The organism is Cytophagia bacterium CHB2 (genome assembly GCA_030263535.1).
Lineage (GTDB): Bacteria > Zhuqueibacterota > Zhuqueibacteria > Zhuqueibacterales > Zhuqueibacteraceae > Coneutiohabitans.
Window position 1 is genome coordinate 1 of sequence record SZPB01000152.1, and the last position, 14,008, is coordinate 14,008.

The window sequence follows — 14,008 nt, forward strand, 5'->3', positions numbered from 1 at the left end:
TGCGATTCTTTGACATGTTCGTGCTCCCTTGGGGTTGGACCAATATAACCGTTCAGGTATTCCTTAGCAAGAGTGTCCAACTTTAGGGGTGCACTTCAATACCACACAAACTTTGGTGATAGACGATGATGACCTGGAGGGATAATTGGGGGACGTTGTTTAAGCCTTGTGTGTGGCTGGCTTCTCAAGCATCTTTGCGGTTGTAAATATTTCAAGATCCGAGAGATTTTCGAAGTCCCGATCATTCGTCCAGATGGGAGTTTTGAATTTTATGCAAGCGCCAAAATATCGATGTCTTTGAGGTTGCGGTGGGCAATGAGGCTTTCAGCCGATTGGCGTTTGTCGTCATAAATGATGGCAGGTGCGGCGATGATGGGGAAATGGTCGAAGGCGTAAAACAACTCATATTCATCAACTTCGGATTTTTGTGCAAGTATTGGAAGGTATTTTTTGACTTCCCAAGTCGTTCGCTCCGTCGTTATGAAAGTATACTCTCCAGAAAAGAGTACCAATCTCGTCTTGCCGCCACGCAGAGCAGCCAACAACGGATTTGCGTCAACTGTTATCGTTTCCCTGGGTTCGGTCATGGTATAGGCGTTTTCGAAATGATTCAAACTCGTTCAGCGTATCTTCTTCGCTGATGCCCTGGGCTTCTAAACCAACGCGAACCTTGTCCGTAATTGCGAGAATTTTTTCGTGCTCCTCGAATTCTAACAGCTTTTCTTCAATGAGGCGAGCCACGAAATCCTCCGGCTTGGCAAAGCCTTTTTTCTTTGCAGCGTCTGAAATTCTGGAGACGAGTCTATCGGGGATGCTGATCGCTGTTGCCATAACACAGACTCCTAAACTCTGATAATTGTGGTGACTGTTACAAGAGACGTTTTTGGCCGAAAAAAATACGCGAAAAAAGCGAAGAAGGCAAGGTGAAATATCTTGCTAGAAACTACTTATCCCGTAGAGCTGGCTTTTTGTAGCTCCAAACCGATTTAGAAATTTTCGAATGCGTTCGCTCCGCCATCGAAGGCGAAGCCGATTCAGGAATTTACCCCCTAGGAGATGACATCGTGAGCGCGTTTTGGATTACCAACCCGATTTTTTCGCCCTCTCACCTTAACAAAAATCATTTTCAAAAAACTGCAACGTTCGTGCAGCGGTTGTTGTTGGCGGTGTTGCTCCTGGCCTCGGCCGCGAGCGCGCAATTGAAAATCATGCCGCTCGGCGATTCCATCACCGATGGCGACGGCTCCTCGAACGATGCCGCGTATCGCAGCGGATTGTATGCGCGCCTTACCAATGAAGGCATTGCTTTCGATTTTGTTGGCAGTCTGAGCAACGGCACCGGTTTCCCGGATACCCAGCATGAGGGTCGCGGCAGCTTTCGCGCGGACATGATTCGCGATAATGTTAAATCATATCTGCAAAAGAATCCCGCCAATCTCGTGCTGTTGCATGTTGGCACCAACGATCTTGGCCAGAATCAAACCGTCGGCAGTACACGTGATGAATTGGGCGAGATTGTCGATAATATTTTTCAATTCAATGCGCTGATCGAGATTTATCTGGCCACACTCACGCCGCGCAAGGACGGCAAGCAAGCGAACGTGGAGGAACTGAATGCGTTGCTGCCCGAATTGGTAAACCTCAAAAAGGCGCAAGGCCTCAAAATATTTTTGGTTGATTTGCATAGCCGTTTCGTTGCGGATCCGAATTGGCAGACCAGCCGCATGTTCGACAATATTCACCCCAACGACGCCGGCTATGACGTTATCGCGCAGGTTTGGTTCGAAGAGATTCGCAAAAACCATGCGCCGCAAGTGATTCGCGAGTTTGCCGATAATTTCAACCGCAGCGGCCCGGGGTTGGGCAGCAACTGGACGGCGAATGCCGCGATGCAAATCAAGAACAATCAGCTTGTCAATACCTCGACCATTGATGCCTGGGACAGATTTCTCGCGATTCCCAAGAACATGACGAATCCGCGCATCGTCGAGTTCAAATATGGTTCGAATTCGGATGCTTTGGGCCGCGCGTTCACGGGTCTGGCGGTGATGCTCAACAGCGACGATCCGAATACGGCAGACGGCTATCTCGTTTTTCACAACACGAATCTGGCCACCGGTGAAAGCAGCATTCGCCTGCACGAATTGCGCGACGGCGTGCCGGTAAATCCACCGATTCAAATCGAACCGGCGCGCGCGCCCGCGCCACAAAACAACGATCTCTTTCGCGTTGAAATTTCCACGGATAACGACGGCCACAAGTTTACCCTCACCACCGCCGGGGTCTTCGATGGCGTGCTGGTTGACCAGCAAAAACGGCAGGGGAATGCCGGCGAACTTTATGCGGGCGTGCAGATCAACGGCGCCACCAACAACGGCATCGACGATTTTTTTGCGACCACAGCCAGCGATCTGGAAGCGCCTGGCGCAATCACAGATTTGAGTGTGTTAGGTTCCAGCGCAGCGAGTGTGACGCTGCAATTCACGGCGCCCGGTGATGATGGCGCTATCGGCCAGTGCACGAGTTATGACGTGCGCTACTCGACCACCGCCATCAATGCCGCGAATTTCAATTTGGCGGCGCGGGCGACCGGAGTCAAAACGCCTTCGTTAGCCGGCATGATCGAAAGTCTCGAAATCAGCGGCTTGCAAGGCGGAACGACTTACTATTTCGCTGTCAAAGGCGTTGATGACGGCGGCAACGCCGGCGACATCTCAAACACGGTGCAAGCCACCACCGCGCTGCTGGCGGCGGTGACGGATAATTTTGAGCGTCCGGGCCCGGCGCTCGGTGAAGGTTGGGTGGCCGGGTCTGCTCTCGGCATTGTCAATGGCGCCGTGCAAAACAACGGTTCAGGTTATCAATCCGCCTTGTTGAGCACACGCCGCAACCCGCGCGAAGTGTCGATTACCTGGGCGCAATCCGCCGTGCCCGGTCCGATCAACGAGAGCGGCATTTTGGTGATGGCAAGCAATGCCGTGATAAACCCCTCCGGTTATTTCATTCAACACAACAACTCCTCCGGCAAAACGATTTTATGGCAGGTGCAGAACGGCGCGCTGGTGAATCAAATCGACAGCGGAAATTCCTTCGGCGGCCCCATCGGCCCGGGCGCGACCATACGCGTGGAGTACAACATCACTGATCAATTCAATTCATTTACGGTTTTCGTGAACGGCAATTTCGACCGCGAGTTGACGGATCGTGAGAAGCGCGAGAACGGTTCGTTTGCCGGTTTTATGTTGGCGGCTGCCGGCCCTGAAAATGCCATCGATGCGATAACGATTTCCGTGCCCATCAATGCTGCGACGAACATTACCGCGATTTCGGGCAACGATCAAGTCGGAGCCGTGGGCGCAACTTTGCCGCAACCGCTGGTCGTGCGTCTGAATGATGCTGATGCGAATCCCACACCCGGCAAAAGCGTGGATTTTGTAGTAACCACTGGCCAGGCGACTGTGATTCCACCGCCGGCGAGTGACGGCCATATTCGCATCGAAGCAGAATCCGGAACAATTCAAGCCCCGCTCAGCATTCGCGATGATGCCAACGCGGCGCGCGGCAAATATATCACTTATCCCGCCGGCAACAATCAGGATGCCAAAGCCACGTACACGTTCAACATCCCGCTGGCCGGAACCTACATCATCTGGACGCGCAGCCGCAAAAATCAGGCGCCCGCCGGAAGTTGGAGCATCAGCGTCGATGGCGGCCCGAATTTTATTTATGACGTTTTCCAAGGGCAAACCAACAATCAATGGACCTGGAATCGTTTGAGCGATCGCGGCAACGGCGCTGTTGAGAATCCGCAATTCAATCCCCGGCAATTCAATTTCACGGCTGGCCAGCACACCATCGAGTTCAAGGCGCGTTATGAAGAAACCTGGCTCGACAAATTCATCGTGACCTCGAATTTGAGCTTTACGCCCAATGGTCTCGAAGATCCCGGATTTGTCACCGATGCCAGCGGCCAGGCGAGCGCTTTTGTAACGCTTGGCCAAACCTCGGGCGAAATTACCATCGAGGCCAGGCACGGCAATTTGACGCCGGCGAAATTTTCAGCGCTGGCCTCCGGCGGCGCGGCGGCGCGGTTGGCGGATATTGCAAACAATAATCAAACCGGCAAGGCTGGAAAAGAATTGGCTCTGCCGTTCTCTGTGCGTGTTTTTGATGCCGGCAATAACCCGACTGCCGGCCATCAGGTGAGTTGGGTGATCACAGCCGGCGACGGCAAGCTGAGTAACTATACCAGTGTGACGGATCGTGAGGGCCGGGCCACAACGACGCTCACGCTTGGCCACGTGCAAGCGAATAACAAAGTTGAAGCGCGCAGCTACAACGCGAGCGGCGTTCCGCTGGCCAACTCTCCACAGGTTTTTTCGGCCACGGCAACGTCCAACTTTGCGACAGTATTCAATCGTGTCGGTGGCAATGGCCAAACCGGCGCAATCCGCACAGCGTTGCCTGAAAAGCTCACGGTTCGTGTGTTGGATGAAACCAATGCCGGTGTTGCCAATGTGCCGGTTGATTTTGTGGTGAAGACCGGCGGCGGCTCGCTTTCCGTGAATACCAATTTCAAGAACGGCAGTTTTGAGAATGTCTCCGGCACGGCGCCCACCTCGTGGAATTTATTGAATTCCCCCACGGCAACGGAGGTGGCGATTTCCACCAATGCGCCCCAGGCCGGCAGCCGCAGCCTGCAAATCAATGCCAACCGCGCGGGGGTTGGCGTGAGTCAGCCGCTGCAGTATGCGGAGAACACGAGTTATGTACTCACGTTCTGGGCGAAAGTGATCAGCGGTAGCGCTCAAATGGTTTGGCAGCAGAACAGCAGCACAGGCGAGTTGGCGCAGCAAACGGTTGATCTCGCGCCGGCAGCCAGCGGCGGAAATTGGGTGCAATACCGTTTGTTTGGTTTGAATGGCGCAGCCGGCAGCCGCACGCTGCAATTCAAAACCAGTGCAAGCGCGCATTTTTTTGTAGATGAGGTGCAGCTCTATCCCGCCACCGATAACACCGGACGTCTTGGCGCAATTTGGACCGTGGGCGATACGCTCGGCGCACAAGAAGTGCAGGCGCGCGCGTTGGTCGGCAATCTAACCAACAGTCCGGTGAATTTTACAGCAAATGTTACCGCCGGCAGCGCTGCAATCTTAAAGGCAGCGGGTGAAACCAATCTCGTCGGTTCGGTGAATCAGCCCCTGAGCAAACCCTTTGTGGCAAAAGTTACGGATGCCAGCGGCGTGAACGGCGTGAGCGGTGTGCCAGTAACATTTACAATCACAGCAGGCGGCGGCCAATTGCAAGGCGGCGGTGTCACGAAAACCATTGCGACGAATGCCAACGGCGAGGCGCAAGTCACATTGGTGCTTGGTCCGCAAACTAACACCGTCAACACGGTGGAAGCTTCTGCCAGCGGCTTGAGCGGCAGCCCGGTGACGTTTACCGGCATTGCTGCGGTTCCGGCCTCATTCACAAAAACTGCGGGAGACAATCAGCGCGGCTCGGCCGGCCACGTGTTGAGCACGCCGCTTACCATTCGCATCAACGATGTCAACGGCACGGCGCTGCCCGGTTTTCCGGTGAAGTTTGAAGTCACGCAAGGCAACGGCACATTCGCCGGTAATGCAACGATCACTATCAACACCAACGCCAACGGCGAGGCCCAGGCGTTTTTGCTTTGCGATCCTGCGCCCGGGGCAACCAACAGAGTGCGCGCGTCAGCGACTTACAACAATCAGCCCGTGACCGGTTCACCAAAAACGTTTACTGTCGTGAATTATGGCTTGCGTGAAATCAAAATCACCGGCGGCAACCAGCAAGAGGGTATCGTCGATCAATTTTTGCGCAATCCGCTGGTCGCAACCGTGCTCGACTCTGCCGACCAGGGCATTTCCGGTCATGACGTGAATTTCAATATCACTGAAGGCGGCGGCAAATTTGAAGGTGGCGGCACACAGAAATCTCTGAAAACCGACTCTCTGGGCCGCGCGAGTTTGCGCTGGCGGCTCGGTATTCGTCCGGTGATCAATCGCGCCACGGCGATCAGCAATCCCACGCTGCCCGGCTCGCCTTTGCAATTCACCGCGACCGCCGAAGTCGATGCGCCTGCAACGTTGGCAGCGGTTTCGGGCGACAGCGCGACCGGCGTGGTGGGCAATCAGCTTGGCGCGCCGTTCGTGACGCGGGTGGTTGACAAACACGGCAATAACGTCGCGAATGTCGAGGTCATTTTTAAAGTTGTAGCAGGAGGGGGCAATATTAACGGCCAGGCAAGTGACACGGTGAAAACCAACGCCGAAGGCAGAGCGCAAATAACGCTGACGCTCGGCCCGACCGCGGGCAGCTTCAACAACATTGTGGAGGCGCATGCGGGCAACGGCTCGATTCCATTGGCAAATTCTCCGTTGAAATTTTTTGCCAGCGCTGAAGCCAGCGCCGCGCGCAGTATGGCGCTGGATAGCGGCGATCGCCAAAACGGCAGCTCCGGCGAGCTGCTGGCGCAACCGTTCCGCGTGCGCGTGCGCGACGCCAACGGCAACAGCGTCAAGAATTATCCCGTGCGCTTTACCGTCGTGCGCGGCGGCGGCACCTTTGTGAGCGGCGCAAACGATTCGACGGTGATCAGCAACAATAACGGCATTGCGCAATTAACGCTGCGCCTCGGTCCGGCCGTCAGGCCTGACAGCCAAATCGTGCATGCCACAGCGAATGACGGCGTGAATCCGCTGGCAAATTCTCCCATTCGTTTTGTTGCGTTTGCCACCGGTGGCAAGCCCAGCGCTGTGACTTCGTATGTGCAAGCAAGCGGCGCGGTGCCGGCAGACGGCGTCACGCCCATGCCGGTTACTGTTTACGTGCGCGACGTCTACGATCATCCCGTGGTCGATCAAGCCGTGATTCTCGAGATCACCAACGGCCCGAATGACATTATTCAGCCTTCACAAAAAACTGATGCCGAAGGCAAAACAAAAGGCAGCTTCACCTCGCGGCGCGCCGGCGCAAAAACGATTACGGCGCGCATTCCCGGCGGCATTACCGTGACCAACGGCTCGACCGTGCAGTTTCTCTCGCTCACGGCGCAACAAATATCCCTCGCCGGCGGCAACAATCAAACCGGCAATCTCAACACGGCAACGCCGGATCCTATCCGCATTAAAGTTGAGGATCGTTTCAACAACGGTGTGGCCGGGCATCCCGTGACGTTTTCGGTGAAAACCGGCGATGGCCGTTTTGTGGGCGGCAATGCCACGCTGCGGGTGAATTCCGATGCGGCGGGCATTGCCGAAGCGTATTATGTTGTTGGAACCACCATCGGCGAAAACCAGATTTGGGCGGAAGCCGGCGGCCTAAACAACTCGCCGATCATTCTAACTGCCACCGGCGCAGATCGCCCCGCGCGCAAGCTGGTGAGTGTTTCCGGAAACGATCAAACCGGCATCGCTGGCGAAGAATTGCCGGACTCGATTACCGTCAAAGTCACGGACAATGTCGGGCGGCCGGTGGCCAACATCAATGTGAATTTTGCCATATCGTTCGGTGGCGGCCGCGTGAGCCGCGCTGCAATGCCGACCAATGTTTTCGGCAAAGCCACGATCGCGTGGCGAATGGGCGATCAATTCGGGCTGAACACGCTGCGCGTGACCTCGGAAGGATTAGACGGCTCGCCGCTTGATTTTCGCGCCAATGCCATCGGCGGCCAACCTTGCTGCATGAGTTCACTCGTGACGGGCATACCCTCGGCGCCGGTCGGCAGCGCCCTCTCCGTCACTGCGTTTCGTGTAAGCGATCGCTTCGGCAACGGCGTGGACGGCATTCCGGTGCAATTGGAATTGCTCTCCGGCACCGGCGCGTTGGCATCGCAAGAAGTGATGAGCAAAGACGGCGGGATTGTGAGCTTTACGATTGTTTTCGATAATGTCAGCGGGCCGCGCAAAATCCGGGCGCGCGTGGCGAGCTTGCCGATTGCCGCGCAAACCGTAACGGTTTATGCCAGCGCCGCAGCGGCGGCTGCCATGTCGCCGGTGGCGCGCACCAACAATCAAGGCGGCACGATCAACAAGCCGCTGAATTTTCCCTTGCAGATAAAATTGACCGATCGCCATGGCAACCCGGCGCCGGATGAATCCGTGAATTTTGTGATCACGGCCGGCGGCGGCTATTTGAACGGCCAGCCGAATCTCTCCAATGCCGGCGCGAACAGCGACAGCAACGGCGTGGCCTCCGTGCGGTTGACGCTCGGCCCGAACCCCGGGGTGAATCGCGTCAAAGTGCTTCGTTCCGGCCTGCCCGAAGTCGAGTTCATTGCCAATGGCTTCACCAACAACTTTCCAATTTTAGTTGATGTACCTGACCAGCGCGTCATCGAAGGCGATCGCATCGAATTCAAATTGAGCGGCGGCGACGATGACGGCGACCCAATTCGCTTTGGCGCGGGCAATTTGCCGCCCGGCGCGACATTTGATTCATTGGCAACGTTGTATTTCTCCTGGGTGCCGAATCTCAACGCGGCCGGCGTTTACGAGCCTGCGTTTTATCTGCGCGATAATCGCGGCGGCGTTGATATTGAAATTGTGCGCATCGAAGTGTTGAATCGCAATCGCCCGCCGCGCATTATCAGCCGCAGCCCGATTGGCGACGCCAATCCCAGCAAGCCGGACACGACACTGTTGCCCGGTCCCGGCAAAGAAGGCAAGATCACCTTGCGCGTGCAAGCCAATGATCCTGATGGTGATCCGTTGAGTTACGCCTGGTATCGCAACGGCGCGCCGGTGGGCGGGGACTCGTCGAGTTACACGCTGATTAGCGCCGAGAGTTTTAATGCGATTCAAGTCACGGTGTCTGACGGCGTTGATAATGTGTCAACCGATTGGTGGATCCGCGTGCCCGTGTCATTGGTGAGTTTTTCCGCCACAGCCAGCGGCAAAGCCGTGACATTGCAGTGGAAAACCGCGGTCGAGAAGAACAATGTTGGTTTCAATATTCTGCGCAGCACGAGCCGCGAAGGCCAATATCTCAAACGCAATGCGGTGATCATTGCGTCGCGCAGCGATGGCGAGTATCTGTTTAGTGATGAAGAGGTTAGAGCCGGCAGCCGTTATTATTACAAGCTCGAAGACATTGACGCCAACGGCAATGTCACCACGCACGGCCCGATTCAAATCGAAGTCGCGCAGCCGAACACGTTTGCTTTGCAGCAAAATTATCCCAATCCCTTCAATCCCTCGACCAGCATCGCGTATCAACTGCCGCAGCCGTCTCATGTGAAATTGACCGTATTCAACACGCTTGGGCAAGTCGTGATGCGGCTGGTGAATCGCCAACAGGATGCAGGCTTTCACACTGTCATGTGGCACGGCCGCAACTTCACCGGCGAGGCTGTGCCTTCGGGCATTTATTATTATCGCCTGGAAATCGCAGGCGGGTTTGTAGAAACGAGGAAGATGGTGTTGGCAAAATGAGGCTGGATGCTTGACGCTGGTTACTGGTTGCTTGTAGCTGGTTGCTGGTTGCTTGTAGCTGGTTGCTTGTAGCTGGTTGCTGGTTGCTTGTAGCTGGTTGCTGGTTGCTTGTAGCTGGTTGCTGTGCCGGTGCCTGAGCCTGTCGAAGGCAGCGGCGTTGGTTGTTTGAGCTTTCCTCAAGCCCGCTTTTATAAAAATAAAGCGGGCTTTCTTTTTTTGATTTCTTGCTTTTGGTATGGAAACGTTCCAACCTCAGATTGGTTAAGGCTTGTGGTCGCGTGCTCCTCGCGCTTTTAATGCAACGGCCAAGCCGTTGCAGAAACCTTATCAAAAAAATAGCGCGTTTTCGGGGCTATCCTCCGGTTCGGATCGCTCGCGCCAAAATTTGGCGCCGAATTATTTGACCAACATCATACGCTTTTCCTCAACAAACGCGCCGGCGTGCAAACGGTAAACATACAAACCGCTGGCAAGCCTTCTGCCGTCAAATGAAATCTCATACAATCCGGCGTTCTGTTTTTGGTCAATCAGAATATTGATTTGCCGGCCTTGCAGATCGTAAACCGCCAGCTTGACATGTTCGGGTTTGGCCAGGGAATAGCGAATCGCTGTGGCAGGATTAAACGGATTGGGGAAATTTTGCTGCAACGAAAAGTCGACCGGCGGCCCGGCGTGACTTGCCACCGAAGTGACAAGGTTGCTGGGAACACTCAAGTAGTCAATATCCATCCAACCCCAGAACAATTCGATCTGAACCGTGTTGCGGCCTTGCGCCAAATTGACGTTCAGTTTTTTCTCCAGCCAGGTATTCAAACTGCCGTCGAATACGATGCTTGTGACGCGCACGCCATTGATGTTGAGATATTGCGTTTTCGGAGTGTCATAAGGCAGGCGATAGCCGAACACAATTTCATAAGTTCCGGCGGCAGGCACCTCGGGCAGTTGCCAGGTAATCGTGCCGGTTTGCTGCATGCGCAAACACGCGCGATTGCTCGCCGAGGGATCGACGATCACATTTGGCGTGCCGGAGAAGACCGCTGCTTCTGCTTCGAGCCGGGTCATGGGCGGCGAACCAACTTTGATCGTCACGCGATTGGATTTTCGTTGATGGCCCTGATCGTCGGTCGCAACGGCCATGAGCGTGTAAACATTGGGCGGAATGTTGCTCCAGGTGATTGTGTACGGCGCGGCGTACAACTCGCCAATTTTGAGCGTATCCGAGGCGAAAAATTCAACCAGAACGACGGCGCCATCATTATCCGAGGCCTCCGCTGCGATCGTGACGTCAGCGCCATCTGGAAATTCGGTATCGCTAGCTGGACTCGTGATGGTGACGAGCGGCCAGTCTCCGCCGATGCCATTAACATCCACGGCAGGACGAAAATTATCCCACAAATACTGCATGCCCGCCAGCATGTCGGCATGCGAAGAGAAATTTACATCCGTCCACGACCAGGGCAAGGCGCCCGCATAACCGGTGTTGAACAGCGTTTTGAATAAATCGCCTTTCAACACGCCGAAGGTGTTTTGCATGGCGAATTCCGCCACCAACAGTGGTTTGTCCAGCTCCCAGCGCGTTGCCGGATGATGAAAAGGGGAGAGCGCAGTGCCGGCCCAGTCGTAATAATGCACGGAATAAAAATCGAGCGTGCCGTCAACATCCCCGCCCTCCGCGATCAAGCGGCTATCCGAATAATAATTGTAATTGGCTTGACTCGCTGCGCGTTGCAGGTGACGAACAATCTCTTCGACAGACAGGCTTATGCCGTATTTTTGTGCGAAGCGCGCTTCCATTTGCGCTTTTTCCGCCAGGCTCAATTGCGCCAACTCTGCGCCGATTTTTGCAAATGAAGTGGTCGGCACATCGGTGAGGGCATGAAAACTCCACGCGCCGCTGGTGACTTGCGCGGTGGTATCAGTGCGGTGAATGGCGCCGGCGCACAGATTGATGAAGCGTTGAATGTTCGACATCGGCACGTGCCGGATATCCGCCCAGCCGAATTCATTACTCATGCCTTCCGGCTCATTGAAGATTTCCCATGCGATAATGGCGGGATGGCCTTTGAGCGAGTCCACCATCGGAATGAGAGAGTTGTTGATATAGGCCCGCGTGTACGTTGTATCCGTCAACATCAGCATGTTGCGATTAAGCACGGTGGCGTTGTTCGAGGCGCGCAGCATATCAAAAGACCAAAGGCACAGCTTCAATCCAATCTCTCGTTCCCAGGCAAGATCCAAAACGTTTTTGAGATCCTGAATCGCGCCGTTGCCGGGCCCAATCACCAAGCCGGCATTGTCGAATTGCGGGGAAACCGCGCCGTTGGTGTGCAGCCACCAGCGCAGCGCATTGCCGCCATGATCGTGCATTTGCAGCAGAATATCTGCAAACGAATTTAAATCCGTGTCGCCGCGGCCAATGTCTCCCGCAAAATTCAGCCACGCCAAATTCGCGCCGCTCAAAAACAAGTCTTGATTGTTGTATCGAATGCGGCTGCCCTGGGCAAAGGCTGTTTGTCCCGTCAAAAAGATCAAACCAATCCCCAGGCACACGAGAAGTTTTTTCATGTCGCGTTTTCCGTTTTTGCAAGGTTTCGTACCGACTCTCGTTGAATGAATCGTACGGGAATGATCGTGGTCGTGCACACCGTCGATTTTTCATGAATCATTTGCCGCAAGTTGCGCACAGCAACGGACCCCAGCTCTTCCTTGTAAACCCTCACCGTCGTCAGCGGCGGAGCCGCCATTTTGGCAAGATCGATATCGTCAAATCCCACGACGCTGATGTCTTCCGGAATTTGCAGATCGAATTCATTGATGGCCTTGTAGCCGTAAATGGCATTGATGTCATTGGCCGCAAAAATCGCCGTGGGGCGGTTGTCCGACATTAACAGAGAGCGGGTGAGATCATAGCCCGCTTCAACGCCGCCGGCGCGAATGAGATTTTCTTCCACGGGAATGCCGTGATATTTGAGCGCCTTGAGGTAGCCGTCGAAACGTTGTTTGAAACTGAATCTGGAAAGCTCGCCGGAAATGAAGCCAATTTTTTTGTGGCCGTTGCGAATGAGATGCTGCGTTGCCAAAAACGCCCCGTTTTCGTTGTCGATCAACACCTGCGAGCAATTGGGAATGTCGGTTTTGGGATCGACCAATATCACCGGCACATTGGCAAGCTGCAATTGCCGCACGAATTCTTCGTGTTTGATTCCCACCAGCACCACGGCGTCCACTTGTTTCTTGCGCACCATTTTGGGCAACACGGGCAGTTTTTGCTCGGGAATCAGATGCAGCATGAGATTGTAGTCATTGAACGCCAATTCCGCTTCAATGCCTTCCAGCACACGGGAATAGAAGGGGTTGCTCGATAGCGGATTGTCGTCGCGGCGGAAAATAACGCCGATGTTTTCCGTCAGCTTTTGCTTGAGCGCCTTGCCCGAAGCGTTGGGAAGAAAGTTGTGCTGCTCGGCAATCCGGAGAATGTGTTCTTTCGTCTCCAGGCCAATATCCGGCCGGTCATTCAACGCTTTTGAAACGGTTGATTGCGAAACGTTGGCCAATTTCGCAATGTCTTTAATGGTTATGGCATCGCTCATAATTGCTCTTTCTCCACGAAGTCGTGCACAGGCTGTGTTCGGTCCATTCCGATAATTGTTTTGGCAGCGTTTCCTTGCCAATAAATTCTATAAGCCCCCTCGAAATCAAGATACCGTCCGGGCGGTCACTCCTGGGGTTTATATAAATTCAATATACAACAGATGAATCTATTAACAACCGCCCGGACGGTGGCGCCTTCGGGCGGAGGCTAGGTGAAATGAGAGGCAGTGAAATTGTGTGAACAGCGAAACCGTTTTCGTGAATTGATACGTTACATTCTGATAAGCTGCGTGAGCTGAAATCTGCCACAAGCCTGTATTTAAGCGGATATTCCTATCATGGCCTGACGTAATGCAGGTGAAGCTAAAAAGAAAAAATTAAAAAACAAAAATAATTGTTGCTTTGATAGCATTCTTCGATTATTTTTGCGAAAACGTTTTCGAAAACTAGCGGGGATAGTTCCACACAAAATTAGGCTAAGCTTACAGGGTTTCAACTTTTTTCGAGATTCAAGGCAGGAGTTTTAAATAATAATGATGTAATTATTAAATTTATATTGTTCGCGACCGTTTCGACGTTGGACAACTTGGCATTTTTTGAAACCGCTCAGGTGGTTACTCATGAAGAGATACATTAGCTAATAATTGTAAACGCTTCAAAAGTAACTCGTTTAGCGGTTTTTTATTTTCCCGAACTCCACAAAGGCTGAAATTTATTTTTCCAAATCTCAAGTTACCGATTTCGCAACAACCGGGTAGGATGTGATAGCCTCGCCCATGTTCGACATTATTTTGTAAACGCTCTCACTGGAAAGATGGGAGCGTGTATGCTCTTAAGTTGGGATGCGCCTGTTGTGATTTATTAAAATCAACGGAGATAGAGCCATGTGTCGCAAGCGATTGAACGTTCTTTTCCTCTTCGGGACGTTGGTATTTGGGTTTTCCTCTTTGATTGCC

General features: G+C 53.9%; 4 protein-coding genes and 3 pseudogenes. 3 read left to right on the forward strand and 4 right to left on the reverse strand.

What is annotated here, in order from left to right; all coding sequences use genetic code 11:
• Positions 1-269: 269 nt before the first annotated feature.
• Together FBQ85_15380 and FBQ85_15385 are read right to left on the reverse strand one after the other, a co-directional pair.
• Positions 270-587 carry a hypothetical protein gene (locus tag FBQ85_15380; GenBank protein ID MDL1876532.1) on the reverse strand — a complete coding sequence of 106 codons (318 nt, stop codon included), beginning with the start codon at positions 585-587 and terminating at the stop codon, positions 270-272.
• Positions 556-831 (reverse strand): hypothetical protein, encoded by a 276-nt coding sequence (locus FBQ85_15385; GenBank protein ID MDL1876533.1) that lies wholly within the window; start codon positions 829-831, stop codon positions 556-558. The genes FBQ85_15380 and FBQ85_15385 overlap by 32 nt, the downstream gene beginning before the upstream one ends.
• An 893-nt stretch (positions 832-1,724) precedes the next feature.
• Here FBQ85_15385 and FBQ85_15390 point away from each other — a divergent pair.
• The 3 pseudogenes from FBQ85_15390 (at position 1,725) to FBQ85_15400 (ending at position 9,598) form a co-directional block, all read left to right on the forward strand.
• Positions 1,725-2,747: pseudogene (locus FBQ85_15390) on the forward strand (hypothetical protein).
• A gap of 216 nt (positions 2,748-2,963) precedes the next feature.
• Positions 2,964-7,043 (forward strand): annotated as a pseudogene (locus FBQ85_15395) (hypothetical protein).
• Between the two features lie 2,148 nt (positions 7,044-9,191).
• Positions 9,192-9,598: pseudogene (locus tag FBQ85_15400) on the forward strand (T9SS type A sorting domain-containing protein).
• A 259-nt stretch (positions 9,599-9,857) separates the two neighbouring features.
• Here FBQ85_15400 and FBQ85_15405 read toward each other — a convergent pair.
• Together FBQ85_15405 and FBQ85_15410 are read right to left on the reverse strand one after the other, a co-directional pair.
• The gene (locus FBQ85_15405; GenBank protein MDL1876534.1) at positions 9,858-12,026 is read right to left on the reverse strand and encodes a T9SS type A sorting domain-containing protein; all 2,169 of its coding nucleotides are present in this window, start codon (positions 12,024-12,026) and stop codon (positions 9,858-9,860) included.
• Positions 12,023-13,051: a LacI family transcriptional regulator gene (locus tag FBQ85_15410; protein ID MDL1876535.1), complete on the reverse strand. Its 1,029-nt coding sequence runs from the start codon at positions 13,049-13,051 to the stop codon at positions 12,023-12,025. Before FBQ85_15410 ends, FBQ85_15405 begins: the two co-directional genes overlap by 4 nt.
• Positions 13,052-14,008: the final 957 nt, after the last annotated feature.